Origin of the sequence: Trinickia fusca (assembly GCF_003628145.1) — a bacterium.
GTDB lineage: Bacteria > Pseudomonadota > Gammaproteobacteria > Burkholderiales > Burkholderiaceae > Trinickia > Trinickia fusca.
The window spans coordinates 71140-98058 of record NZ_RBZV01000001.1 but is presented as its reverse complement, the minus strand read 5'-3'; the positions used below and the strand labels follow the sequence as shown (position 1 = coordinate 98058).

At 65.6% G+C, this 26919-nt stretch carries 21 protein-coding genes; 8 read left to right on the top strand and 13 right to left on the bottom strand.

What is annotated here, in order from left to right:
• Window positions 1-49: 49 nt before the first annotated feature.
• Complete coding sequence (locus tag D7S89_RS00475) at window positions 50-1150, bottom strand: substrate-binding domain-containing protein (RefSeq protein ID WP_121274784.1); 1101 nt, start codon at window positions 1148-1150, stop codon at window positions 50-52.
• Between the two features lie 156 nt (window positions 1151-1306).
• Here D7S89_RS00475 and D7S89_RS00470 point away from each other — a divergent pair, with 156 nt between their 5' ends.
• From D7S89_RS00470 to D7S89_RS00455, 4 genes are read left to right on the top strand one after another with little or no spacing between them, the layout of a single operon-like run.
• On the top strand, window positions 1307-1789 hold the full coding sequence (locus D7S89_RS00470; protein WP_121274783.1) for an NAD(P)H-dependent oxidoreductase subunit E: 483 nt from the start codon (window positions 1307-1309) through the stop codon (window positions 1787-1789).
• The gene (locus D7S89_RS00465; RefSeq protein WP_121274782.1) at window positions 1786-3354 is read left to right on the top strand and encodes a formate dehydrogenase beta subunit; all 1569 of its coding nucleotides are present in this window, start codon (window positions 1786-1788) and stop codon (window positions 3352-3354) included. The genes D7S89_RS00470 and D7S89_RS00465 overlap by 4 nt, the downstream gene beginning before the upstream one ends.
• Before the next feature lie 14 nt (window positions 3355-3368).
• On the top strand, window positions 3369-6347 hold the full coding sequence (gene fdhF / locus D7S89_RS00460; protein ID WP_245982566.1) for a formate dehydrogenase subunit alpha: 2979 nt from the start codon (window positions 3369-3371) through the stop codon (window positions 6345-6347).
• A gap of 38 nt (window positions 6348-6385) precedes the next feature.
• Window positions 6386-6628: a formate dehydrogenase subunit delta gene (locus tag D7S89_RS00455; RefSeq protein ID WP_121274780.1), complete on the top strand. Its 243-nt coding sequence runs from the start codon at window positions 6386-6388 to the stop codon at window positions 6626-6628.
• Window positions 6629-6682: 54 nt separating this feature from the next.
• Here D7S89_RS00455 and D7S89_RS00450 read toward each other — a convergent pair whose 3' ends face one another.
• A complete protein-coding gene (locus D7S89_RS00450; protein ID WP_121274779.1) occupies window positions 6683-8437 on the bottom strand; it encodes an FAD-dependent monooxygenase in 1755 nt (584 codons plus the stop codon).
• 197 nt (window positions 8438-8634) lie between these two features.
• On the opposite strand from D7S89_RS00450, the gene D7S89_RS00445 reads away from it, so the two are divergent.
• The gene (locus D7S89_RS00445) at window positions 8635-10512 is read left to right on the top strand and encodes a tetratricopeptide repeat protein (RefSeq protein ID WP_121274778.1); all 1878 of its coding nucleotides are present in this window, start codon (window positions 8635-8637) and stop codon (window positions 10510-10512) included.
• 65 nt (window positions 10513-10577) lie between these two features.
• Here D7S89_RS00445 and tcuC read toward each other — a convergent pair whose 3' ends face one another.
• The 3 genes from tcuC to uvrC all read right to left on the bottom strand — a co-directional run bounded on the left by tcuC (window position 10578) and on the right by uvrC (window position 14859).
• The gene (gene tcuC / locus D7S89_RS00440; protein WP_121274777.1) at window positions 10578-11873 is read right to left on the bottom strand and encodes an MFS transporter; all 1296 of its coding nucleotides are present in this window, start codon (window positions 11871-11873) and stop codon (window positions 10578-10580) included.
• 148 nt (window positions 11874-12021) lie between these two features.
• Entirely contained in the window at window positions 12022-12615 is a 594-nt protein-coding gene (gene pgsA / locus D7S89_RS00435; RefSeq protein WP_121274776.1) for a CDP-diacylglycerol--glycerol-3-phosphate 3-phosphatidyltransferase, read from the bottom strand.
• Window positions 12616-12774: 159 nt separating this feature from the next.
• Window positions 12775-14859, bottom strand: a complete 2085-nt coding sequence (gene uvrC / locus D7S89_RS00430) for an excinuclease ABC subunit UvrC (protein WP_121274775.1) — start codon at window positions 14857-14859, stop codon at window positions 12775-12777.
• 125 nt (window positions 14860-14984) lie between these two features.
• On the opposite strand from uvrC, the gene earP reads away from it, so the two are divergent.
• The 3 genes from earP (at window position 14985) to D7S89_RS00415 (ending at window position 18582) form a co-directional block, all read left to right on the top strand.
• Window positions 14985-16205, top strand: a complete 1221-nt coding sequence (gene earP, locus D7S89_RS00425; RefSeq protein ID WP_121274774.1) for an elongation factor P maturation arginine rhamnosyltransferase EarP — start codon at window positions 14985-14987, stop codon at window positions 16203-16205.
• A 94-nt stretch (window positions 16206-16299) separates the two neighbouring features.
• On the top strand, window positions 16300-16857 hold the full coding sequence (gene efp, locus D7S89_RS00420) for an elongation factor P (protein WP_121274773.1): 558 nt from the start codon (window positions 16300-16302) through the stop codon (window positions 16855-16857).
• A 342-nt stretch (window positions 16858-17199) separates the two neighbouring features.
• Window positions 17200-18582: a sigma-54-dependent transcriptional regulator gene (locus D7S89_RS00415; RefSeq protein ID WP_121274772.1), complete on the top strand. Its 1383-nt coding sequence runs from the start codon at window positions 17200-17202 to the stop codon at window positions 18580-18582.
• Window positions 18583-18616: 34 nt separating this feature from the next.
• On the opposite strand, the gene nagZ is transcribed toward D7S89_RS00415, so the two are convergent.
• The 8 genes from nagZ to lepA form a co-directional block, all read right to left on the bottom strand.
• On the bottom strand, window positions 18617-19645 hold the full coding sequence (gene nagZ, locus D7S89_RS00410) for a beta-N-acetylhexosaminidase (protein WP_121274771.1): 1029 nt from the start codon (window positions 19643-19645) through the stop codon (window positions 18617-18619).
• A gap of 68 nt (window positions 19646-19713) precedes the next feature.
• Window positions 19714-20121: a holo-ACP synthase gene (gene acpS, locus D7S89_RS00405; protein ID WP_121274770.1), complete on the bottom strand. Its 408-nt coding sequence runs from the start codon at window positions 20119-20121 to the stop codon at window positions 19714-19716.
• 16 nt (window positions 20122-20137) lie between these two features.
• Window positions 20138-20902 carry a pyridoxine 5'-phosphate synthase gene (pdxJ, locus tag D7S89_RS00400; RefSeq protein ID WP_121274769.1) on the bottom strand — a complete coding sequence of 255 codons (765 nt, stop codon included), beginning with the start codon at window positions 20900-20902 and terminating at the stop codon, window positions 20138-20140.
• Window positions 20899-21798 (bottom strand): DNA repair protein RecO, encoded by a 900-nt coding sequence (gene recO / locus D7S89_RS00395; RefSeq protein ID WP_121274768.1) that lies wholly within the window; start codon window positions 21796-21798, stop codon window positions 20899-20901. Before recO ends, pdxJ begins: the two co-directional genes overlap by 4 nt.
• Window positions 21785-22684, bottom strand: a complete 900-nt coding sequence (era, locus tag D7S89_RS00390; RefSeq protein WP_121274767.1) for a GTPase Era — start codon at window positions 22682-22684, stop codon at window positions 21785-21787. The genes recO and era overlap by 14 nt, the downstream gene beginning before the upstream one ends.
• Window positions 22685-22751: 67 nt before the next feature.
• Entirely contained in the window at window positions 22752-23951 is a 1200-nt protein-coding gene (gene rnc, locus D7S89_RS00385; RefSeq protein WP_121274766.1) for a ribonuclease III, read from the bottom strand.
• A 129-nt stretch (window positions 23952-24080) separates the two neighbouring features.
• Window positions 24081-24974 carry a signal peptidase I gene (lepB, locus tag D7S89_RS00380; RefSeq protein WP_121274765.1) on the bottom strand — a complete coding sequence of 298 codons (894 nt, stop codon included), beginning with the start codon at window positions 24972-24974 and terminating at the stop codon, window positions 24081-24083.
• Window positions 24975-24989: 15 nt separating this feature from the next.
• On the bottom strand, window positions 24990-26783 hold the full coding sequence (gene lepA / locus D7S89_RS00375; protein WP_121274764.1) for a translation elongation factor 4: 1794 nt from the start codon (window positions 26781-26783) through the stop codon (window positions 24990-24992).
• Window positions 26784-26919 lie beyond the last annotated feature (136 nt).

Below are 26919 nucleotides of genomic sequence, written 5' to 3'. Positions count from 1 at the left end.
CACATTACCTCGGTAACGGATTACCGCCTGACGCCGCGGCGACGTCCGGTCAATCGGGTACGGCGTCGCTCGACGCGGCGCCGCGCAAGCCGGCCGCGAGGTCGACCAGTGTGCCGCATTCGGTCGGATCGTACCCTTGAAGATGCGACACGCTCTCGCGAAACGCGTCGCTGCGCAGCACCGCGAGCACGCTCGCCAGCGGCCCCGACGTGAGCCGCATGCGCTCGCAGGCAAAGTAGTAATCCTCGTCGACGATCGGGATGAAGTCGAGGCCGAATCGATGCGCAGCCGGCGCGACACCAAAACCGACATCGGCCATACCGCTCGCGACGAACGCCGCAATCGCCGTGTGCGTGAGCTCGGTCGACGCGTAGCCGTTGACTCGCGCCGGATCGATCCCGACCCGGCGCAGCGCGAGATCGAGCACCAGACGCGTCCCCGAGCCCGGCTGGCGGTTGACGAAGCGCACGTCGCCGCGCGCCAGGTCGTCGAGCCCGCGCACGCCCTTCGGATTGCCCTTTTGCAGAAAAAGCCCCTGCTGGCGACGCGTCAGATAGATGAGGACATGTCGGCGCGGATCGAGCGAGCGCCGATAGATGTCGGCGCACAGGTCGCGAAACGCGCTGCGCGGCAAGTGAAAGCCCGCGAAATCGCATTCACCGCGCGCCAACGCCGCCACCGCCTCGGCGCTCTCCCGGTACTTGATGTCGACCGCGGATGCATCGTGCGCGCAGAGCTCGCTCACCAGCTCGGCCACCGCATAACCGTGAGAGGCATGAATGCGCACAGGCCCGCGATGCGCGCCGAGCTGGCGGTTGAGATCGTCGGCTACTTCGGTCACCACGGACTGCATCGGCCCATCGAGCCGCTCCCCGCAAAGCCGATGCGCGCGCACGACGGCACGCCCCAGCGCCGACAAGGCCGAGCCCTTGCCGCGCGCCTTATCGATGAGATCCCCGCCGAGTCGTGCCTCGAGTGCCCGCAGCAAGCCCCACGCATGACGATACGAAAGCTGGCGCTGCTCGGCCGCCTGCGCGATGCTGCCCGTCTCGTCGATCAGCAGCAGCAGCGGCACGATGTCGGTCAGGCTCGCTTCACGGCCTGCACTGTCGCGGACGATCAATTCCGTGACGCATCTGATTTCGATCATTTATGCAATCCTACTTCCTATTGCGCAACGCATGGCACCCGCCTATTGTTCCAGGACAACGAACAAGGCTGAGCATATCTGCACGCCATATGACGATCAAGTGCATATTGGCGTAGCGTCTGTTCACACTCATGACAGGCCCTACAGGAGCCCCACTTGGAACACGCAAGCGCCACGGCGCCGGACGAACTCGTGCGCCGGCATGCCAAGCCGGGCGCATCGCTCGTCGCGGTGCTGCACGCCATTCAGGATGAAATCGGCTTCGTGCCGCAGGAGACCCTCGCGCCGCTGGCGCGCGCACTGAATCTGTCGCGCGCCGAAGTGCATGGCGTGCTCACCTACTATCACCACTTCCGCACCTCGCCTGCCGCACGCGTGACCGTCGCGCTGTGCCGCGCCGAAGCGTGCCGCAGCATGGGTACGGAAGCGCTCGCCAAACACGTCGAAGCGCACACGGGCTGCCGCTTCGATGCGCCCCATGACGGCAAGGTCGGGCTCGAATCGGTCTACTGCCTCGGCCAATGCGCGCTGTCGCCCGCGATGACGATCAACGGTGCGCTGCATGCGAAGGTTTCCGCCGACAAATTCGATGCGCTGTTCGACGCCGCCACCCGCGCGAGCGCCAAGGAGTCCGCATGACCACGCGTATTTACGTTCCCCGCGATTCGTCGGCACTGGCGCTCGGCGCCGATACGCTGGCCGAGGCGATCGTGCAGGAGGCCGCACGGCGCGGCCAGTCGATCGAACTCGTGCGTAACGGCTCGCGCGGCCTGCTCTGGCTCGAACCGCTCGTCGAGGTGCAGACGATCACGGGCCGCGTCGGCTATGCGAACGTCGAAGCATCCGACGTCGCCGCGCTGTTCGACGCAGGCTGGCTGTCGGGTGGCGTGCATGCCCGCTCGGTTGGCCCCGTCGACGACATCCCCTATTTGAAGCGCCAGCAACGTCTGACGTTCGCGCGGCTCGGGCTGACCGACCCCTTGTCGATCGACGACTATCTGGCGCACGAAGGCCTCGTCGGCCTGCGCGCCGCGCTCGCCATGAGCGGCGAAGCCGCCTGCGAGGCGCTCATCGAATCGGGGCTGCGCGGCCGCGGCGGCGCGGCCTTTCCGGCCGGCATCAAGTGGCGCACCGTGCAGCAGGCCAAGGCAGCGCGCAAATACATCGTCTGCAATGCGGACGAAGGCGACTCGGGCACGTTCTCCGACCGGCTCGCGATGGAAGGCGATCCGTTCGGCCTCATCGAAGGCATGATCATCGCCGGCATTGCGACTGGGGCCACACAGGGCTACCTCTACGTGCGCAGCGAGTATCCGCATGCCATCGCGATGCTCGAAGCCGCCATTGCGAAAGCCCGTGAGGCGGGCTGGCTCGGCGAACGCGTGCTCGGCTCGGACCATGCGTTCGAGCTCGCCGTCGCCAAGGGGGCGGGCTCGTACGTGTGCGGCGAGGAAACGGCGCTGCTCGAATCGCTCGAAGGCAAGCGCGGCATCGTCCGCGCCAAGCCGCCAGTGCCGGCGCTCGCGGGCCTGTTCGGCCAGCCGACCGTCATCAACAACGTGATCACGCTGGCGACCGTGCCGGTCATCTTCGCGCGCGGCGCCGCGTGCTACCGCGATTTCGGCATGGGCCGCTCGCGCGGCACACTGCCGTTTCAACTCGCCGGCAACATCAAGCAGGGCGGGCTCGTCGAACTCGCGTTCGGCGTCACGCTGCGCGAGCTCATGTACGACTTCGGCGGCGGCACGGCGAGCGGCCGGCCAGCGCGCGCGGTGCAAGTCGGCGGACCGCTGGGCACCTACCTGCCTGAAAGCCAGTGGGACATTCCGATGGACTACGAAGCCTACGCGGCCGTGGGCGCCGTAGTGGGCCACGGCGGCATCGTCGTCCACGACGACACGAGCGACCTCGCCGAACTCGCGCAATACGCGATGCACTTTTGTGCGCTCGAATCGTGCGGCAAGTGCACGCCGTGCCGGATCGGCTCGACGCGCGGTGTCGAAGTCATCGAGCGCATTCGCACAGGCGACGCTGCGCAGAAACAGAAGCAGGTGCAACTGCTGCGCGACCTGTGCGACACCATGGTCGCCGGCTCGCTGTGCGCGATGGGCGGCATGACGCCGTATCCGGTGCTGTCCGCTCTCGACCATTTCCCCGAAGACTTCGGTCTTCGCACCGTCCAGCCGAACGCGGCTGAGGCTTGACGATGGAGCCCCTCATGTCCGACGCGCTCGCTCAATCCCCATCCCTATCCGGCAGCGCCCCACAGGGGTTGGGGGGCTGCGGCTCCAGCCACTGCGCCTGCCGCGCACAGGCCAGCCCACGCTCGCCATTCGACGACACCGACTACGGGACACCGCGCAAGCACGCCGATACCGACGTCACCCTCGACATCGACGGCCACGCGATCACGGTGCCGGCCGGCACGTCGGTCATGCGCGCGGCGATCGAAGCCGGCGTCAACGTCCCGAAGCTGTGCGCGACCGATTCACTCGAGCCGTTTGGCTCGTGCCGCTTGTGCCTCGTCGAAATCGAAGGCAAGCGCGGCTACCCGGCCTCGTGCACGACGCCCGTCGAGCCCGGCATGCGCGTGCGCACGCAAACCGAGCGCTTGCAGGCGCTGCGGCGCAACGTGATGGAGCTGTACATCTCCGACCACCCGCTCGACTGCCTGACCTGCCCCGCCAACGGCAACTGCGAGCTGCAGGACATGGCCGGCGTAGTGGGCCTGCGCGAAGTGCGCTACGGCTTCGATGGCGCCAATCATCTGCAGGACCGCAAGGACGAATCGAACCCGTACTTCACCTACGATCCGTCCAAGTGCATCGTCTGCAACCGCTGCGTGCGCGCCTGCGAGGAAACGCAAGGCACGTTCGCGCTGACGATCGCCGCACGCGGCTTCGAATCACGCGTGGCCGCCAGCGAGAACGAGCCGTTCATGGACTCCGAATGCGTGTCGTGCGGCGCCTGCGTCGCCGCGTGTCCGACCGCGACGCTGATGGAGAAAAGCGTCATCGCCATCGGCCAGCCCGAGCACTCGGTCGTCACGACGTGCGCGTACTGCGGCGTAGGCTGCTCGCTCAAGGCGGAGATGAAAGGGACCGAAGTCGTACGCATGGTGCCGCACAAGAACGGCCAGGCCAACGAAGGCCACGCCTGCGTCAAGGGTCGCTTCGCATGGGGCTATGCGACCCACAAGGACCGCATCACGAAGCCGATGATCCGCGCGAAGATCACCGACCCATGGCGCGAAGTGAGCTGGGATGAAGCGATCGGATACGCAGCAGCGGAGTTCCGCCGCATTCAAGCCAAGTACGGCCGCGATTCGATCGGCGGCATCACGTCATCGCGTTGCACGAACGAAGAGACGTATCTCGTGCAAAAGCTCGTGCGTGCCGCGTTCGGCAACAACAACGTCGATACCTGCGCACGCGTGTGCCATTCGCCGACCGGCTATGGCCTGAAGACGACAATCGGCGAATCGGCCGGCACCCAGACGTTCGCCTCGATCGGCCAGACCGACCTCATCATGGTGATCGGCGCGAACCCGACCGACGGGCACCCTGTGTTCGGCTCGCGCCTGAAGCGCCGCGTGCGCGAAGGCGCCAAGCTGATCGTCGTCGATCCGCGCCGCACCGATCTCGTCGACGGTCCGCATGTGAAGGCCGTCCATCATCTGCAACTGCGGCCCGGTACGAACGTCGCGCTCGTGAACGCGCTGGCCCACACGATCGTGACCGAAGGGCTCGTCGACGAAGCGTTCGTCGGCGAGCGCTGCGAGCGCGAAGCGTTCGAGCAGTGGCGCGACTTCATCGCACGCCCCGAGAATTCGCCCGAGGCAACGGCCGACATCACCGGCGTGCCGGCCGAGGACGTACGCGCGGCCGCACGCCTGTACGCGACGAGCGGCAATTCCGCGATCTACTACGGCCTGGGCGTGACCGAGCATGCACAAGGCTCGACGATGGTGATGGGCATCGCGAACCTCGCGATGGCGACCGGCAACATCGGGCGCGAAGGCGTCGGCGTCAACCCGCTGCGCGGACAGAACAACGTGCAAGGCTCGTGCGACATGGGCTCGTTCCCGCACGAGTTGCCCGGCTATCGCCACATCGGCGGTGCCGAGGTACGCGCGCAATTCGAAGCGGCGTGGCAGGTGCAATTGCAGCCCGAGCCCGGCCTGCGCATCCCCAACATGTTCGATGCCGCGCTCGATGGCAGTTTCAAGGGGCTGTACTGCCAGGGCGAGGACATCGTGCAATCCGATCCCGACACGCAACACGTGGCGCAAGCGCTGTCGTCGATGGAATGCATCGTCGTGCAGGACATCTTCCTGAACGAAACCGCCAAGTACGCGCACGTGTTCCTGCCCGGCTCGTCGTTCCTCGAGAAGGACGGCACGTTCACGAACGCGGAACGTCGCATCTCGCGTGTGCGTCGCGTGATGCCGCCGCTCGCGGGCTACGCCGACTGGGAAGTGACGCTGATGCTGTCGCGCGCGCTCGGCTACGAGATGGACTACGCGCACCCCGCCGAGATCATGGACGAGATTGCGCGCCTGACGCCGACCTTCCACGGCGTCTCATACGCACTGCTCGATGCGCGCGGCAGCGTGCAGTGGCCGTGCAATGAGCAGGCCCCCGACGGCACACCGACGATGCACGTCGACACCTTCGTGCGCGGCAAGGGCAAGTTCGTGATCACGAAGTTCGTGGCCTCGCGCGAAAAAGTGACGCGCCGCTTCCCGCTGCTGCTCACCACGGGGCGCATCCTGTCGCAATACAACGTGGGCGCGCAAACGCGCCGGACCGAAAACGTGCACTGGCACGACGAAGATCGCCTCGAGATCCATCCGCACGATGCACAGGAGCGCGGCATCGAGACCGGCAACTGGGTCGGCATCGAATCGCGCGCGGGGCAGACCGTGCTGCGCGCGCTCGTGACCGAACGCATGCAACCCGGTGTCGTGTACACCACGTTCCACTTCCCCGAATCGGGCGCGAACGTCATCACGACCGACAGCTCCGACTGGGCGACGAACTGCCCCGAGTACAAGGTCACGGCCGTGCAGGTGCTGCCCGTGCAGCAGCCGTCGCCGTGGCAACAGCAATACTCGCGTTTCAACGAGGAGCAGCTTGCGCTGTTGCGCGAGCGCGAACGTGCGCTTGCCGACGCGGGCGTGGGCACGGGTAAGTGAGAAGTGGGAACGGGAACTACGAGGACAAGGCAGCCACGATGAACGAGCAGCACCTGATCGACATGGCGAACCGGATCGGCGAGTTCTTCGACTCGATGCCCGATCGAGACGAAGCGCTGGCCGGCATCGCCGATCACATTCGCCGCTTCTGGGAGCCGCGCATGCGCCGCGCGATTCTCGCGGCGCTCGATGACCCAGCAGCCAGCGCGACCATGTCGCCGATCGTCAACGAAGCGCTGACGCGCTCGCGTAGCGAACTGACGCCAGCCCCGGCGGTTTGAAACGCCTGTGAAGGCAAGCCGCGGGGCGCGCCACGCTTGCGCGCCCTGCGGCCTTCAAGCGTGCTCGCGCAGCGCGGTGAACCACATCTCGCAATGGCGCGCGAGCGCGCTCGCATCCGACGCCGGGCGTCCGCGCGCGCAGAGGTAGCCGTCAGGCCTCAGCAGATAGAACGCCGGGCGCGTGCGCCCGTAGGCCTCGGTCAGCATCGGGCCGCCACTGTACGCGTCGGTCACGCGCCAGATGCGCACGGCACCATGCAGCGTCGCTTCGACCAGGGAGACGAGCCGGTCGAGCTCGGGATCAGGGGGCAACGACGGTGGCCCGAGCGCGTCCGTTGCGGCGGACGATGTGCCGTCGTCGGGCGCCGCAACGAGCACGAACAGCGAGAAGAACGCCGGGTCGTGCAGATCGAAGAGACGTCCTGTGCCCGGTGCGCGCCCTAGCGGGCCGTCGATCACATGGACAAGCGCATCGGGAGCCCGCTCGCCCGCACGCGGCCCGCCGTCGAGCACGCGCTCGAGCGTCAGCGGACTGCGCCGATACTGGATCGACAATTCGCTGACCACGAGCCTCGCCGCGTCGCGCAGCGGGCCGAATGCCGCCAGCATCGGCATCGCATGTTCGCGCAGCAGCTTCAGCGGCCCGCGCTCGGCCTCGGCCAGTTGTGTGATGAACGCGGTCTGCCGCAGCACGTCGCGCTCGATCGGATGACGTTCGAGCTGATACGAGTCGAGCAGTTGATCGGGCGCATGCCCTGCGATCGCACGCGCCAGCTTCCAGCCCAGGTTGAACGCCTCCTGAATGCCCGTGTTCATGCCTTGTGCGCCGGCCGGGCTGTGCACGTGCGCCGCATCGCCGGCCAGAAACACGCGCTGCACGCGCAAGCGCTCGACCATGCGGCTGTTCAGTCTGAAATACGACGACCAGCCCAGTTCGGCAAGCGTCAGCGGCCGATGAATGCGCCGCTCGACCACCGTGCGAAAGAGCGCGAGCGGCGGCGCGCCGTGTTCGAGGTTCTCGATCGTGGCACCTTCTCCGCCGCCACTGTCCTCGCCCGCTACCGCCTCCGTTGCGCTGCCGCGTGTCGGACCGTTCGCGCAAACCGGCACGTCGACCGGCGGATGATCGGCAATGAAACGGTGCCGCCCGTTGCCCATCGGCAGGACACCAGCCAGTCCGTCCCCCGACGCGAAGAGATGAAACTCGTCTTCGGTCAAATCGGAGTCGACACGCAGATCGGCCAGCATGAACGTCTGCTCGAACGTCTTGCCGGAAAAATTGAGCCCGAGCAGATGCCGCACGGCACTGTGCGCGCCGTCGGCCGCGATCAGATACGACCCATGCGCTAGCTCCTCTCGGCCATCGGCATGCTTGAGGCCCACCTCGACGCGCGAGGCGCCTTGCGTACAGCTCACGAGTTCTACGCCGCGCTCGACGGCAACACCGAGCGTAGCCAGATGCTCGGCCAGGAGCCGCTCGGTAATGGTCTGGTCGAGACACAGCAGATAGGGATAGCGCGTCTGCAGCGGATCGAAATCCAGCCGTGCGAGGCGATGACCGTTCGAGTACAGATTCGCCGCACGCAGACGATGCCCGAGTTCGAGGAACGGCTCGATCACGCGATGCTGCTCGAGCAGCTCGAGCGTGCGGGCCTGGATGCCGATCGCGCGCGAATGCGCCGCTGGTTGCAGGGCACGATCGATCAAGCGCACGGGGATGTGCGCGCGCGCCAGGCTCATCGCCGCGGCAAGCCCGGTGGGGCCCGCGCCGACGATCAGCACCGGCTGCGCGTTCAGGACGGCGGCCATGCATTTCCTCCGGCGGACTACCAGCATTGCCGCCTAGTGTACGCTGGCGGCCGCTGGCCTGGCAGGGGCCGCGCAGCCTTCCATCGCCGCAGCGCACAACCGCCATGTAAGCGACACCCGATCTGCCATCCGGCGCGGACTCGGGCCGGATGGCGCGAGTGTGGGACAATGCCGCGTTTGCCGCTTTTCCTGCCGTCATGGACACGCTTTTCGACCGCGCCTACGCGGCCCATCGCGACGGACGGCTTGCCGACGCCGAGCGCGATTACCGCGCCGCGCTCGAAGCCGACCCCGTCCACGCCGATGCCTTGCACCTGCTCGGCGTGCTGCGCCACCAGCAAGGACGCCACGCCGAAGCCGCCGACCTCGTCGGGCGCGCCGTTCAGCTGCGCCCGAACGATGCCGCGCTGCAACTCAATCTCGGCAACGCGCTGAAGGCGCTAGGCCAGCTCGACGACGCCATCGAGCGGTTTCGCAACGCCCTCACGCTCGCGCCCGATTTCCCGCTCGCGCACTACAACATCGGCAATGCCTATGCGGCGATCGGCCGTCACGCGGATGCCGTCGATGCATTCGAACGGACGCTGCGACTCCAGCCGAACGACGCGTCGGCCTGCAACAACCTCGGTAATGCACTGCACGCGGTGGGTCGCCACGAACAGGCGATCGCAGCCTTTCGACGCGCGCTCGCGTTGCGTCCCGGCCATGCCGGTGCCCATAACAACCTTGGGATGGCGCTGGGTGCGCTCGGCCATGCCGACGAAGCCGTCACGCACTTTCAGGCCGCCATCGCGGCCGAACCGCGGTTCGTGGCCGCGCATTTCAATCTCGGCAATACGCTCGACGCGGTGGGTCGCCATGCCGAGGCGGCCACCGCCTTCGAGGCGGCACTCGCCCTGCACGCGCCGTTCCCGGCCGCGTTGCTGGGCCTGGGAAACGCACTGTCGGCACTGGGCCGGCCCGCTAGAGCAATCCCCCTGCTCGAACGCGCCGTGGGGCTCGACCCGCAGTTGAGCCTCGCCTGGCTGAGCCTGGGCAACGCCCATCACGCGCTCGGCGCGCACGATGCAGCGCTGCGTGCGTTCGACCAAGCCCTGCGCGTGCGTCCCGATCTGGCTTCGGCACGACTGAACCGCGCCATGACGCTGCTGACGCTCGGCGACTTCACGCGCGGCCTGCCGGCCTACGAATCGCGACTGGAGATGGCGACGGTAGCCACCACCGCGCCAGCGGCATCGAGCGAAGCGTTACCGCGCTGGCACGGCGAGCCGATCGACGGGCGCACGCTGCTCGTCGCGGCCGAGCAAGGCTTCGGCGATACGCTGCAATTCATCCGCTTCGTGCCGCTCGTGCGCGAGCGCGCAGCCGGCGTGGTGGTCGCGGTACAGCCCGAACTCCTGCCGCTGCTGGCGCCGCTCGCCGACACCTGGCGCGTGACGATCGTCGCGCGCGACTCGGCCCGGCCGCGCGCCGACCTGTATTGCCCGCTGTTGAGCCTGCCGCTCATGCTCGGCATGACGCCGGACACGTTGCCGGCGCCCAAACGCTACGTCGATGTACCCGCCGCATACCGCCGGCGTTGGCGCGGCTCGCTGGGCGGCCACGCGAGGCACAAGGTCGGGCTCGCCTGGTCGGGCCGGATCCAGGCACACGAGAACCGCACGATGCCGCTCGCCGCGCTCGAGCCGCTCTTCGCGCTCGAAGGCATCGACTGGATCGTGCTGCAACCGAATCTCGCCGACGCTGACAAGCACGCGCTCGCGGACTATGCACGGCGCGCGCCGATCCATCGCTTCGACGAGAAGATTCGCGACTTCGCCGACACCGCCGCGATTGCTGACCGGCTCGATGCGATCGTCTCGATCGACACGTCCGTCGCACACCTGGCCGGTGCACTCGGCAAGCCGTTATGGCTGATGCTGCCGTTCGCGGCTGACTGGCGCTGGTTCACGGGCAGCGCACGCAGCCCGTGGTATCCGAATGCGCGCCTCGTCAGGCAGCCGGCACCCGGCGCCTGGGAGGAAGTGGTGGAGACGGTGGCGCGCGCACTCGAGCAAGCGTTGCGCGGCCGTTGAGGTGTTGAGGCGTGTTCGGGCGTGGCGCGACGCCCGCTCGCCACGTCGCCGCACCGCGCCCGATATCAGACGGCCTTGTACTGCTCGCGAGTCTGCGGCGACCGATAGAGCCACAACGTCGCGACCAGCCCGCACGCGGCGGCTACGGCCATCCAGATTCCCGGCGCGGCCTTGTTGCCGGTTTCGTGGATCAGCAGCGTCGAGATCGCGGGGGTGAAGCCACCGATCGTCGTCGCCAGGCTATAGGCCAGCGAGAAGCCGGCCGTGCGTACATCCGACGGCATCACTTCGGTCAGCGCGACGACCATCGCGCCGTTGTAGCTGCCGTACAGGAACGACAGCCACAGCTCCACCATGAGCAGACGCTCGAACGACGGCTCGGCCACGAGCCACTGCACGGACGGATAAGCGGTCAGGATCGTGAGCGCCGTAAACAACAGCAGCACGGGCCGGCGCCCGATGCGATCGGACACCGCGCCCATCACGGGCAACCACAGCAGGTTCGACAAACCGATGCAGACCGTGACGATCAGCGTATCGATCGACGAGAGCTTCAGCACTTCCTTGCCGAAGGTCGGCGTATACGCGGTGATCATGTAAAACGACACCGTCGTCATGATGACCATGCCCATGCCGCCCAGCACGATGGCCCAGTTCTGCACGAGCGACTTGAAGACCTCCCCCATCGACGGCCGATGGCGCTTCGCGAGGAATTCGTCGGTCTCCTTCAGCGAGCGGCGGATCAAGAACAGGAACGGTACGATCAGGCAGCCGATCAGGAACGGCACGCGCCAACCCCAAGCCACCATCTGATCGGCGGGCAGCAGATCGTGCAGGATCACGCCGAGCAGCGCCGCGAACACGACCGCCACTTGCTGGCTGCCCGATTGCCACGAGCAGTAAAAGCCCTTGTTGCCCTTGGTCGCGATTTCAGCGAGGTACACCGACACGCCGCCCAGCTCCACGCCGGCCGAAAAGCCTTGTAGCAGCCGGCCCAGTAGCACGAGCACCGGGGCCAGCATGCCGATCGTCGCGTAGCCGGGCACCGCTGCGACGGTCAACGTGCCGAGCGCCATCAGCGCCAGCGTGAGAATCAAGCCCTTGCGACGACCGTGACGGTCGATGTACGCCCCCAATACGAGTGCGCCCAGCGGACGCATCATGAAGCCGGCACCGAACACGGACAACGACAGCATCAGCGACACGAAGTCATTGCCGCTCGGAAAGTAGGTCTTGGCGATCGCCGAAGCGTAATAGCCATAGACCATGAAGTCGTACATCTCGAGGAAGTTGCCGCTGACGACACGAAAGACCGCGCGGGCTTTCGACTCTTGATGCAAGGAAGGGGACGAATGGGACATGAGACTCTCGGGGAAACCCGCCACACGAGCAGGCACGCCGAGCCGGCGAACCGACCTGCGGCCGGAACAGCGAATGAACGAGCGCCCGGCCAAGGCCGGGCAGCCGTCATCTTATCGCGACAGACCGATCGGTTCAGTTATAAATGCGTCACAGCACGCCGCCGCGCTCGCGGATCTGCGGCCAGGCAAGCTTCATGTAGTACAGCATCGACCAGATCGTCAGCACGGCGGCCAGGTACATGAGCCATTCGCCAACCACGCGCGCATCGAACACCGCGGCGCCACCGAAGCGCACGGGGCCGTAGTACAGGAGCAACGGGATCGCGATCATCTGGCAGGCCGTCTTGAACTTGCCGAGCTGGTTCACGGCGACGCTCTTGGATGCGCCGATCTGTGCCATCCATTCGCGCAGCGCCGAGATGGCAATCTCGCGCCCCACGATGACGAGCGCGATGACCGCCTCGATGCGCGCGAGTTGCACGAGCACGAGCAGCGCGGCCGTGACCATCAGCTTATCGGCTACGGGATCGAGAAACGCGCCGAAAGCCGACGTCTGATTCCATTTGCGGGCCAGGAAGCCGTCGAACCAATCCGTCAGCGCAGCAAGGATGAAGATCGTCGCGGCTGCCGCGTTGCGATGCACCTCGCTCATCATGGTATCGGGCACGTAAAACACGCCGACGATAAGCGGAATCAGCACGATCCGCAGCCACGTCAGAAAAATCGGGAAATTGAACGGCATGAGCGGATTAGCGGGCTGAAGCGGTCAGAAAACGAAGTGTCGCCATTGTGCCGCGTCGACGACCCCGCCACAAGCCGACCCGATGACGGGGAAATCCCGACGCGGCGCGCCCGAGCGTGCCGCTCGCCCGAGTCTCGAGCGACTCATTGCCTCAGTGCTTCAGTGCAGTTGGCGATAGATCTGCTCGGCGAGCGCGAGCGAGATGCCCTCGACGCTCGCCAGATCCTCGACGCTGGCCGCCATCACGCCGCGCAAGCCGCCAAAGCGTGCCAGCAGGCGCTGGCGCCGCTTCGCGCCGACGCCATCGAGCTCCTCGAGGCGCGAGCTCTGCCGCGCCTTGGCGCGCTTGGCGCGCATACCCGTGATCGCAAAGCGGTGCGCCTCGTCGCGGATCTGCGCGACCAGCATCAGCGCCGCGCTCTCCTTGCCGAGTTCGAGCGGTGTGCGCCCGTCGGCGAACACGAGCGTCTCGAGGCCGACCCTGCGCCCCTCTCCCTTGGCCACGCCCACCAGCATCGACCGGTCGAGCCCGAGCTCGGTGAAGACCTGGCGGGCGACTTCGACCTGTCCCTTGCCGCCGTCGATGAGCACGATGTTCGGCAGCACGCCGCCGGCCGCCGGCTCGGTCGTATCGCCCACATTGGCCGCCTCGGCAGCCAGTTCGACGAGCTTCTCGTAGCGACGCGTCAGCACTTGCCGCATGGCCGCGTAGTCGTCGCCGGGCGTGATGCCGGTGATGTTGTAGCGTCGGTACTCGCTCGACTGCATCTTGTGATCGCGATAGACGACGCACGACGCTTGCGTGGCCTCGCCCATCGTATGGCTGATGTCGAAACACTCGATGCGCAGCCGCGCAAGGTCCTCCCAGTCGATGCCGAGCGTCTCGGCCAGCGCGTGCGTGCGCGCCTGCTGCGAGCCTTGCTCCGACAACAGCCGCGCCAGCGCAAGCCGCGCGTTTTGCTCGGCCATGCCGAGCCACACGCGCTTTTGCCCCTGTGGCTGTCGCAGCAACGTGACCTTGTGACCGGCCTGCTCGGTCAGCAGCTCGACGAGTTCGCGGTTGGCTGGCGCGTGGCTCACGACCAGCACGGGCGGAATACGATTGCCGAGGTAGTGCTGTGCGATGAACGCCTCGAGCACCTCCGCTTCGATGCCGGGCGCCACGTCGTGGCGTGAGCCGGCGTCCGCCTCGCGCGCTTCGAGGTCCGGCTCGCCTTCGCGCCGCTGCTCAGCCGCCGCCTCATCGGCGCTTGCTGCGCCGGTCTCATCGGGGAGCGCCAGCCGAGCAGCGTCGGCGGCCAGCTCGTTTCCGGCTTCTTCGGGCTCGTCGTCCTCGAGCGCCGCCTCGTTCGCCGCGATGGCGTTCTCGACCTGCGTCGGGAAGTACGCTTTGTCGCCGAGATGCCGGCCGCCGCGCACCATCGCCAGATTCACGCAGACCCGTCCGCCCAGCGCGACGACCGCGAGAATGTCGACGTCGCTGTCGCTGCCCACCTCGATGGCCTGCTGGTGCAGCACGGTCGAGAGCGAGCTCATCTGGTTGCGCACGGCCGCCGCCTGCTCGAACTTGAGCTCGGCCGCGAACGCATGCATCTTCGCCTCGAGCTCCTTCATCACCTCGTTCTGCCGCCCGAGCAGAAAGCGCGAAGCGTTGGCGACGTCGCGTGCGTAGTCCTCCTCGCTGATCTTGCCGACACAGGGTGCCGTGCAGCGCCCGATCTGATGCAACAGGCACGGCCGCGTGCGGTTGTTGAACACGGAATCCTCGCACGTGCGCAGTTGAAACACGCGCTGCAGGATCTGGATGCTCTCGCGCACGGCCCACGCGCTCGGGAATGGCCCGAAGTACTGGTTCTGCTTGTCGACGGCGCCGCGATAGTACGCCATGCGCGGGTACTGGTGCCCCGTCAGCTTGAGGTACGGATACGACTTGTCGTCGCGAAACAGGATGTTGTAGCGCGGCGTGAGCGCCTTGATCAGATTGTTCTCGAGCAGCAGCGCTTCGGCCTCGGAGCGCGTCACCGTCGTCTCGATGCGCGCGATGCGCGTGACCATCATCGCAATGCGCGGCGACAACTGCGTCTTCGTGAAGTAGCTCGACACGCGCTTTTTCAGATCGCGCGCCTTGCCGACGTAGAGCACGTCGCCCTGCTTGTCGTAATAGCGGTACACGCCAGGCAGATGCGGCAACTGGGCCAGGACCGTCTTGGGTTCGAACGGGGATTCGGGCGTATCGGGGGTCATGCGGATAGTGGACAGTGCGCCCGCGCAAACGGCGTGATCGGCGTCGGCGCGCTTGGCACGGCGTGCTTTAGAATCGCCAGTTTAGAACATTTACGCGTTCGTCCGAGCCGCGGACGCCACGCCTCATGCCCCACACCCCTGATTCGCCACGGCCCTCCGCCGCGTCCGCCCACCGCGCATCGCAATCGGCCGACACCGGCGCCATCGCCTGCGACATCTTCTGCGCCGTCATCGACAACTTCGGCGACATCGGCGTCTGCTGGCGCCTCGCTCGTCAGCTCGCCGACGAACATGGCTGGCAGGTACGCCTCTTCGTCGACGATCTGCATACGTTCGCACGGCTCGCCCCTGGCCTCGACCTGACCCGCGCGCGCCAGCACGTAGGCGGTATCGTCGTCGAGCACTGGCACGAACCGGCCCATGCGGGTGACCGACTCCAGGTGGCCGACGTCGTGATCGAAGCATTCGCCTGCGAGCTGCCCTCTGCCTACCTCGCCGCGATGGACCGCCGCAAACGCGCACCCGTCTGGATCAATCTCGAATACCTGAGCGCCGAAGACTGGGTGGCCGACTTTCACTTGAAGCCATCGCCGCATCCGCGCTATCCGCTCATGAAGACGTTCTTCTTCCCGGGGCTGGGACCCGGCACGGGCGGCGTACTCAAGGAACGAGGGCTCGACGCGGCACGCACGGCATTCGAAGCCTCGCCTGATGCGCAAGCGGCCTGGTGGCAACGTGCCACGGGCGGCCCACCGCCGGCGCCCGACACCACCGTCGTCTCGCTGTTCGCGTACGAAAACCCGGCCGTGGAGGCTCTGCTTGCGCAATGGCGCGACGCCACCGCGCCCGTCGTGCTGCTCGTGCCCGAGGGGCGCATCTCGGGTGCGCTCGCGCGCTTTTTCGGCGTTCAGACCTTCCACGCGCCGACATGTGCCCAGCGCGGCAACCTGCGCGCCCACGCGCTCGCCTTCACGCCGCAGCCCGAGTACGATGCGCTGCTGTGGGCCAGCCACCTGAACTTCGTGCGCGGCGAGGATTCGTTCGTCCGGGCGCAATGGGCACAACGGCCGTTCGTCTGGCACATCTATCCGCAGGCAGACGACGTGCATCTGCCCAAGCTCGATAGCGCCCTCGCCCACTACACGGCTGCACTCGGCCCCGCCGCGCGCGAGGCCACCGAGCGCTTCTGGCACGCCTGGAACGGCAATGGCACGCCCGATTGGAACGACTTTTGGCAGCACCGCGCCGAACTGCGAGCGCGCGCGGCCGATTGGGCGAGTGAACTGGCGGCGGTCGGCGACCTCACCGGAAACCTAGCCGGATTCGCAAAATCTCAGTTAAAATAAGCGGTTATCTCCAACGGCACACCTCCTTTCGCGATCGATGACGCCGTTGAGCAACATTTAGATTCAGCTACTTCATTCGCAAGGACAGTTTTTTATGAAGATTGCACAGGAACTGCGCACCGGTAACGTCGTGATGATTGGCGCCGACGCCATGGTCGTGCAAAAGACCGAATACAACAAATCGGGCCGTAACGCGGCCGTCGTGAAGATGAAGCTCAAGAATCTTCTGACGGGTGCCGGCATGGAAGCCGTGTACAAGGCCGACGACAAGTTCGACGTCGTCGTGCTCGACCGCCGGGAAGTGACGTATTCGTACTTCGCCGACCCGATGTACGTGTTCATGGACGCCGACTACAACCAGTTCGAAGTCGAAGGCGAGATGATGGGCGACGCGCTCCATTACCTCGAAGACGGCATGACCTGTGAAGTGGTGTTCTACAACGAGAAGGCCATCTCGGTCGAACTGCCGACCATCCTCGTGCGCGAAATCATTTACACGGAACCGGCCGTGAAGGGCGACACGTCGTCGGGCAAGGTGCTCAAGTCCGCAAAGCTCAACACGGGCTTCGAACTGCAAGTGCCGCTGTTCTGCAACACGGGCGACAAGATCGAAATCGACACGCGCACGCACGAATACCGCAGCCGCGCGTAATCCTGCCTGACCGGGACACCGGTGCGCGTGCACCGGTGAGTCGACGGTTCATCGCAGAAAAAGAGAAAGAGCGTTCCACTGGAACGCTCTTTTTTTTTCGTACGAGTCGTGTATGGTTAAGAAAACTTTACCGGGCGTTTTTTACTAAATGACCGGTTCCCTCTGCTGATTTTTTACGCACCTATGAAACGCGCCCTTGTTTCGTAAGGGGGAGAGTGTTCTGGCACGCTATATGCTTATAGGTTGAGTTGTCCTGTATTGCTAAGCCGATACCTGCTGCACGTGGCACAACTCGTCCGCGACGCCGGCAGGTTCCCAATTATTTGATTGATTGCGCCAGCCATGCCACACGCTCTGATTGTCGAAGACGATCCCAATAGCCTGTCCGGCCTTTCCGCGATCGTCGCCGCAGATGGTTTTTCCGTCGACACAGCCGCCTCGCTTGCGGAAGCCCGGGCGGCCCTGACTCGCTTCATCCCGGACGTCGTCCTGATCGACCTGAACCTGCCCGACGGCAGCGGCCTCGACCTGCTCCCCAACCTGCCCGCTCAACCCGACGGCGTCTTGCCCGTGATCGTGATGACCGGCAACGCCACCGTCGAGAGCGCGATCGAAGGGTTGCGCCATGGGATCTGGGACTACCTGCTCAAGCCCGTCAACATTCCGCGGCTGCGCAGCCTGCTCGCGCGCATTCCTCGCCCATACGAGCTGACCGAGGAAGTGCAGGCCCTGCGCGCGACGTTGCGCCAGCTCGGCCGTTTCGGCCCGCTGATCGGCCGCAGCGACGCGATCGCCCATGTCTACGATTCGATCGAGCGGCTTGCGCCGACCGAGACGGCCGTTCTGCTGTGCGGCGAAGCCGGGACCGGCAAGGAAGTGGCGGCGCGCACGCTGCACGAGATGAGCCGCCGCCGCAAAGGTCCGTTCGTGGTATTCGACTGCCGCGCATTCGCGCGCGAGCTCGGCAGCGAGCGTTCGCTCGACAGCCTGCTGTTCGGCCATGAAGCCGGGTCGCAAGCCGGCGCCGAACGCCGTGAGGCGGGTCTGTTCGAACAAGCCAGCGGCGGCACGCTGTTTCTCGATGAGATCGTCGAATTGCCGCTCGGCCAGCAGGAAGCGCTGTTGCGGGCACTCGACTCGCAAACCTATATGCGTGTCGGCGGCACGAGCCAGGTTGGCATGGACTGCCGCGTCATCGCCGCCACGCGCAAGCCACCGCGCGACGCCGTCGCCGACGGCATGCTGCGGGAGGATCTGTGGCTGCGGCTCGATGCCGCGTCGATCGCCCTGCCGCCGCTGCGGGAACGCGACGATGACGCCGTGCTGCTGGCCGAAGCGCTCGTCGACGACTTGAACCGCGAGATCAACGCGAGCGGCCTGGCCACGGTCAACAAGCGCATCGGTCCGGGCCTGGTGCGCGAATGCCTGGGCTACGACTGGCCCGGCAACGTGCGCGAACCGCAGGAGCGCGTACGGCGCGCGTATAACGCGTCGGGCGAGATCGTCGATACGCTGCGCGCCGACGAAACCGCGAGCGTCGGCGGACGCCGGCTCAACGGCGGCAGCGTCCAGGTGACGGTCGGCACGCCGCTGTCCGATGTCGAGGACTTGCTGATCCGCGCGACGCTCGATGCGGTCGGCGGCACGCGCCACCGTGCCGCGACGCTGCTCGGCATCAGCCCGAAGACGCTGTACAACAAGCTGCAGCGGATGAAGCTGTCTTAGCCACCGCCACAGCTGGCCCGTGCTGTGCTGTGCGCTACGCGAAGGTGCCGCGCAGCAGGGCCTGCGCTTCCTGGTACTCGGGCTGGGCCACCAGCTTGCGCCAGTTGAGCGCCTTGCCGCGCGGTTGCAATTGCTTGAGGCGCCGCACCGACGCCTTCGACGGCACGTAGTCCAGCTCGTGCAGCACGCGCTCGGCAGCCTCGGGCTGATTGCAGACGAGCACCATGTCGCAGCCGGCCGTCAGCGCGGCCGTAGCCGCTTCCGCCAGCGTGCCGCCGGCACGTGCCGCTTCCATCGACAGATCGTCGCTGAAAATCGCCCCGGTGAAGCGCAGCTTGCCGCGCAGGATGTCCTCGAGCCAGATGCGCGAAAAGCCGGCCGGCTTCGCATCGACCTGCGAATAGATCACGTGCGCCGGGATCACCGACGCGAGCGACATGCCGAGCCAGCCGTACGGCGCGACGTCTTCACGCAGAATCTCGTCGAGCGGCCGGTCGTCGACGGGCAGCGCCACATGCGAGTCGGCGCTCGCGAAGCCATGCCCCGGAAAGTGCTTGCCGCAGTTGCGCATGCCGGCCAACGCGAGCCCGTGATTGAGGCTCTTGGCCAGCAGCGTCACCACACGCGGATCCCGATGGAACGCTCGATCGCCGATCACCTGTGACTGGCCATAGTCGAGATCGAGCACGGGCGTGAAGCTCATGTCGATGCCGCACGCGCGCAGTTCGGAAGCCAAGATGTAACCGGTAGCCGTGGCGACCTTCGTCGCTTGTAGCACATCACGGTCCCACAGCTCGCCCAGGCGGCGCATCGCGGGCAACACCGTGAAGCCATCCGTCCGGAAACGCTGCACGCGCCCGCCCTCGTGATCGACGGCGATCAGCAAGTCCTCGCGCACCGCGCGAATCGCGTCGGTCAGCGCGCAGAGCTGAGCGCGATTCTCAAAGTGGCGCGCAAACAGGATCACGCCGCCCGTCATCGGATGCGACAGGCGCCGCATGTCGTCCTCGGTCAGCGCCGTGCCTTGCACGTCGAGCATGACCGGTCCCGGAGTGTTCTTCATCGAGTCGTCCGTCGAAAGCTTGAAATCGGGGAATGTCGGAAAAAAGGAAGCGCGAGCGCGTTGCGCCGCTACGCAGCGGGCGCATCCGTTTCGGCGACGACGAACGTGACGGCGTAGTCACGCTCGTCGCTGACCGTCACGCGCGCGCTGATGCGACGCTCGGCCAGCCACTCGGCCAGCTCGCCCGAGGCCACGACGATGGGCTGGCCGCTCGCCTCGTTCAACGTTTGCAGCGCGCGCCACGTCATCGGCCAATGCATGCCGAGGCCGATCGCCTTCGAGAACGCTTCCTTGGCCGAAAAGCGTGTCGCCAGATACGCGAGGCCGCGCACGGACGAGCGGCTCTGCCGCGCTTGATACACGCGCAGCTCGTCCGGGCCGAGCACTTTTTCCGCGAAGCGTCCCTGCGTGCGCGTCATCACCGCCGCGACGCGGCTCAACTGCACGATGTCGGTACCGATGCCGTAGATCGCCATGTGTTGCGCCGCCTGCTCAGTGCGTGGCCGCGAGCCGCGCGGCGACCATGATCGCCTTCATCTCGCGCACCGCGTTCTCCCAGCCCGTGAAGATCGCTTGCGCGACGATCGCGTGACCGATGTTGAGTTCGACGATACCTTCGATCGCGGCGATCTGCTGCACGTTCGTGTAGTGCAAACCGTGGCCGGCGTTGACCTTCAAGCCGAGCGTCGAGCCGAGCGCCACGCCGCGCACGATACGCTCGTACTCGCGCTGCTGCTCCTCGTCGTCGTGCGCATCGGCATAGCAGCCCGTGTGCAGTTCGATGACGGGCGCGCCGGCTTCATGCGCGGCCCGAATCTGCGCGTCGTCGGCGTCGATGAACAGCGACACGCGCGACCCCGCTTCAGCCAGCTGGCGGCAGGCCGCGCGCACGGCCTCGAAATGGCCCGCCACGTCGAGCCCGCCTTCGGTCGTGAGCTCGGCGCGCTTCTCGGGCACGAGGCAGACATCGTGAGGCCGCACCTCGCAAGCGATGTCGAGCATCTCCTGCGTAATCGCGCACTCCAGGTTCATGCGCGTTTTCAGTTGCGTGCGCAACGAACGCACGTCGGCATCGAGAATATGCCGGCGATCTTCGCGCAAGTGCAGCGTGATCGCGTCGGCACCGGCCTCCTCGGCCAGCAACGCCGCGCGAATCGGATCGGGATACGAGGTGCCGCGCGCATTGCGCAGCGTAGCGACGTGGTCGATGTTCACACCGAGATCGATCACGTGAGGCGACGTAAGGAAGAAGCTCATAGGTTCTGGAGGTCGATCAGGATCTGGCGCGTCGCGAGCGGCGTGCCGCCTAGGTAGGTGTTCAGCAAAAAGCGCATGAGCGTCTTGCTCTGCGCCACGGTCTGCGCCCGATGGTAATCGTCCTGCTCCATATCGAGCAACGTCTGACCCGACACGACGGGCCAATGTGAAGGCAGATCGTTCGAGGCTTCGCGCACACCGCGTTCGGGATCGAACACGTAGCGGCCCTCGGCGCGCACGGCCTTGCGCGTCGTGGTGCGATCGAGCGCGAGCGCATAGCCGGTTTCGCGCAACAACACGCGCTCGAACGAACGCAGCACCTGCACGGGCGGCTCGTCGTGCGCGAGGCGCGTCAGCGTGACGACGTAATGATGAAAAAGCTGCGGATGCGGATCTTCGCGCGCGAGGAATTTGACGAGCAGCTCGTTGACGTAGAAGCCGCACAGCAGTGCCCCCCCCGTCAGCGGCAACATCCCGCCGACCCATTCGGCGCCCGTCAACGTGCGCATCTCCGATTTTCCCGACCACGACATCGCGAGCGGCTGAAACGTCTGCAGCACGCCGCGCAGCGCCGAGTGCGGACGCTTGGCGCCCTTGGCGACCAGCGCGAGCCGGCCGTGATCGCGCGAGAGGACGTCGATGATGAGGCTCGTCTCGCGATACGGGTAGCTGTGCAGCACGAAAGCGGGCTGCTCGGCAATGCGGTATTCGGAACTGCGCGAAGACGAACGGCGCTCGCCGTTCGAAGCACGGCGTGAGCGCGCGCGCTCATTGGTGCGCGCAGCAGCGGGCGGCTCGACAGGCGCGGGCTCGGGTTCGAGCCCGCGTGCGGGCGGCTCGCCGGCAGCGCCGTCGTCGTCGATCGGTAACGTCACCCAGACGTCATTCGTACCCATAGGCGCGCAGCCCGGCTTCGTTGTCGGCCCAACCGCTCTTGACCTTGACGAAGGTCTCCAGGTACACCGGACCGTCGAACAGCTTGGCCATGTCGAGCCGCGCCTCGGTGCTGATCTGCTTCAGCTTGGCGCCCTTCTGGCCGATGATCATCGCCTTGTGCGTATCGCGGTCGACGAGAATCGTCGCGAATACGCGCCGCAGCCGCCCTTCCGTCTCGAACTTGTCGATGATGACGGTGCTCGTGTACGGCAGCTCGTCGCCGGTCCAGCGGAACACCTTCTCGCGCAGAATCTCGGCCGCCAGAAAGCGCTCGCTGCGATCGGTCAGGTCGTCTTCGCCGTAGATCGGCTCGCCCTCGGGCAGATACGGCTTGAGTGTCGCCAGCAACCGCTTGATGTCGTCGGGATGCTTGGCCGACAGCGGCACGATCTCCTTGAATTCGCGCAGCGCGCTCATCTGCTGCATGAACGGATACAACGTGTGCTTGTCGTTCACGCGATCGAGCTTGTTCGCGATCAGGATCGTCGGAACCGAAGGCGGAATGAGGTCGAGCACCTTCTGATCGTCGGGACCGAACCGGCCCGCCTCGATCACGAACAGGATCGCATCGACCGAAGACAGTGTGGAGGTCACCGCACGGTTCAGCGAGCGGTTCAGCGCCCCGCTGTGATGCGTCTGAAAGCCCGGCGTGTCGACGAAGACGTATTGCGCGTCGTCGATCGTATTGATGCCGGTGATGCGATGTCGCGTTGTCTGCGCCTTGCGCGACGTGATGCTGATCTTTTGGCCGACGAGCGCGTTCATCAGCGTCGACTTGCCGACGTTCGGCCGGCCGACGATCGCGATCATGCCGCAGCGAAAACCGGGAGAGGTGGGGGCGTTCATTATGCTGTGCTGCCGAATCGGAGAATGCGCCGCTCGCCTCTATCGGCGGCCATTGGCGCAATCGGGGTCATGAATGGTCGGGCTCGGCCGCGTGCGGTTGCGCCGCATCGGCCGCGGCCGACACGAGCGCTGTGTCGCCGCCGAGCACTGCGGGTGCGTCGAGCTTGGCAGGCGTGTCGCCTTTCGCAGGCGTCTCACCCTTCGCTACGTCTTGCTTGGTCGCTGCATCGTGCTTTGCTTCGTTCCTGGCATCGGCCTTGGCCGCTGCCTCAACCTTCTGCGCGCCCGCATCGGGCGGCTTGGCCGGCGCCTCGCCTTTCGTGATCGCATCGTGTGCACGCGGCGACGGCTTGTGCTCGACGTGCGCCGCGCGAATCACGGCTGGCGGCACCGCGGGACTACGCTCAGTGCCTGAGTCGACAGACGCGGCGGGCGGCAGCTTCAATTCGGCGCGCGCCGCCTTCTCCTGCTTGCGCTCAGGCGAGCGCAGATCGAGCGCGGCCTGTATGCCCTTCACACCGGGTACGACCTCGGGCTCGGCATGCTTGGCCTGACGTGCGCCGCGCGAGCGCTTGGGCTTGACCTCCATCGCCGGCGCGACCGCCATCACCTCGTCGAGCGCCTTCTTCGCGGCGGCCTGCTCGGCCGCGCGGCGGCTCGCGCCGGAACCCGACACTTTGATCTCGAGTTTCGGCACCGTGCATTCGACTTCGAATTGCTGGTTGTGCGCGGCACCATGCGTCGCGACGACGGTGTAGGTCGGCAACGCGATCTTGTGACCTTGCAGATACTCTTGCAGCAACGTCTTGGAATCCTTACCGAGCGTGCGCGGATCGATGTGGTCGAGGATCGGCACGTATACACGCTTAATGACCGTCTGCGCGGCCTCGAAACCACCGTCGAGGAAAACCGCCCCGATGATGGCTTCGAATGCATCGGCGAGAATCGACGGCCGCCGGACGCCTCCGCTGCGCAGTTCACCTTCGCCGAGCCGCAGGCCGTCCGAAATATTCAGGGCCTGAGCAATTTCGTACAGCGATTGCTGTTTGACGAGATTGGCGCGCACGCGAGACAGGTCGCCCTCGTCCAATTTGCCGAATCGCTGGAACAATAGTGCGGCTACCGCGCAATTTAGAACGGAATCGCCCAAAAATTCGAGCCGTTCATTGTGCGAGGCACTGTGACTGCGATGAGTTAACGCCTGGCGCAATAATTCCGCATTGCGAAATTCGTAGCGCAACCGGCTTTCCAGCGGAGATAGAGGCATGTGCAGAGTATAACGCGCGCGTTCGCCCCGTCGATCCGACGGGGCGAGACGCAAAAAGCGTGGTGAAGCAGCGCAGGCGACGCGCCTCGTGACATGCGCGCTGCGCACGCGACGAGTCGCGACGCCCGATCAGTGGAACAAGCCGATGCGTTTCAAATTGCTGAAGTTCATCCAGACGAAGAACGCGCGTCCGACGATGTTACGGTCAGGCACAAAACCCCAGTAGCGGCTGTCCTCGCTGTTGTCGCGGTTGTCGCCCATCATGAAGTAGTGTCCCGCCGGCACCTTGCAGACGACGCCTTCGCTGTTGTACGTGCAGTTGTCCTGATACGGATAGCTTTGCGCACCGATCACGATCGACGGCACCGTCGGGATGTTCAGGATCGCGTGCTTGCGGCCGTCGAGCGTCTCTTCGAACTCCTTCGCGTAGCCCACGCGCTCTTCGTCGAAGTAATCGGGCAGCTGGACTTCGGGCACCGGCTTGCCGTTGATCGTGAGCTTCTTGTTCTCGTAGGCGATGACGTCGCCGGGCAAGCCGATCACGCGCTTGATGTAGTCGACCGACTCATCTTTCGGATAACGAAACACGACGACGTCGCCACGCTCGAGCGGGCGGCCCTGCGTGATCTTCGTGTTGACGATCGGCAGGCGCAGGCCGTAGTCATACTTGTTGACGAGGATGAAGTCGCCGACGAGCAGCGTCGGCACCATCGAGCCCGACGGAATCTTGAACGGCTCGACGATGAACGAGCGCACGACGAACACGACGAGAATCACGGGGAAGAAGCTCGCCGTGTATTCGAGCCACCACGGCTGGCGCAGCTTTTCCTCACGCAGCCGCGCCCGCGTTTGCGGGGCGTTCTCGTCGGCGAAGCGCTCGCCGACGCGGGCCTGCTGCCGATCGAACTCGGCCACGGCCGCGTCCGCGGCACGCTGCCGTCGGGGCTGGAAAACGAGTTTGTCGGCAATCCACGCGATGCCCGTCAACACGACGAGTACAAAAAGAATCAGCGCAAAATTCATGTAAGAGAGATCCTGTTATTTGTCTTCGACGCGCAAGATCGCTAGGAAAGCCTCTTGGGGAATCTCGACCGACCCGACCTGCTTCATTCGCTTCTTGCCTTCTTTTTGCTTTTCCAGCAGCTTCTTCTTACGCGTGATGTCGCCGCCATAACACTTGGCGAGCACGTTCTTGCGCAGCGCCTTGATGTTTTCCCGCGCGATGATATGCGCGCCGATGGCGGCCTGGATCGCCACGTCGTACATCTGGCGCGGAATGATCTCGCGCATCTTGGCCGCCACCTCGCGGCCGCGGTACTGCGACTGCGAACGGTGGACGATGACGGACAGCGCATCGACCTTGTCGCCGTTGATCAGCATGTCGACCTTCACGACATCCGAGGCACGATATTCCTTGAACTCGTAATCCATCGACGCATAGCCGCGCGAAACCGACTTCAAGCGGTCGAAGAAATCGAGCACGATCTCTGCCATCGGGATCTCGTACGTGAGCTGCACCTGGCGGCCGTGGTACTGCATGTTGATCTGCGAGCCGCGCTTTTGCGTGCACAGCGTGATGACCGAGCCCACGTAGTCCTGCGGCATGTACAGATTGACCGTGACGATCGGCTCGCGAATCTCTTCGGTCTTCGACGGGTCGGGCATCTTGGCCGGGTTCTCGACCATCATGACCGTGCCGCCGGTCTGCACGACCTCGTAGACCACGGTCGGCGCCGTGGTGATGAGGTCCATGTCGAACTCGCGCTCGAGCCGCTCCTGCACGATCTCCATGTGCAAGAGGCCGAGGAAGCCGCAGCGGAAGCCGAAGCCGAGCGCTTGCGACACTTCGGGCTCGTATTGGAGCGACGCGTCGTTGAGCTTGAGCTTCTCGAGCGATTCGCGCAGCGCGTCGTATTGATTCGCCTCGACCGGATAGAGCCCCGCGAACACCTGCGGCTTCACTTCCTTGAAGCCCGGCAGCGGCTCGACCGCGGACCGCGTCGCGAGCGTGACCGTATCGCCGACCTTGGCGGCCGTCAGCTCCTTGATGCCCGCGATGATGAAACCCACCTGCCCGGCCGACAGCTGCTCGAGGTTCTTCGACTTCGGCGTGAACACGCCGATGTGCTCGACCGGATACTGGGCACCCGTCGCCATCAGCTTGATCTTGTCCTTCGGACGCAGCGTGCCGTTCACGATGCGCACGAGCATGACCACGCCGACGTAGTTGTCGAACCACGAATCGATGATCAACGCCTGCAGCGGCGCCTCGGGAGCGCCCTTGGGCGGCGGCACCTTCGCGATCAGCGACTCGAGCACGTCTTCGACGCCGAGCCCGGTCTTGGCGCTGCAACGCGTGGCGTCGCTCGCGTCGATACCGATCACGTCCTCGATTTCTTCGATCGCGTTCTCGGGATTGGCCGCGGGCAGATCGATCTTGTTGAGCACGGGCACGACTTCGACGCCGAGCTCGATCGCCGTGTAGCAGTTCGCGACCGTTTGCGCTTCGACACCCTGGCTCGCGTCGACGACGAGCAGCGCCCCCTCGCAAGCCGACAGCGAACGGCTCACTTCATAGGAGAAGTCGACGTGCCCCGGTGTGTCGATGAGGTTCAGGTTATAGAGCTTGCCGTCGCGCGCGCGATAGCTGAGCGCGGCGGTCTGCGCCTTGATGGTGATGCCGCGCTCGCGCTCGAGATCCATCGAGTCGAGCACCTGCGATTCCATTTCGCGGTCGGACAAGCCGCCGCAGAGCTGGATGATGCGATCGGCGAGCGTCGACTTGCCATGGTCGATGTGCGCAATGATCGAGAAGTTACGAATATGATCCATTCAGGGCCGATCAAGCGAAAAAGGCGCGCTCGGACGATTGCGGAGCACGCCTTGTAAGTACGTGAAAAACCGGGCTATTTTAGCCGAATTGGCCGTCCCACGGCGCATTTCGGCAATCGAGCTTCAAATCAAGGGC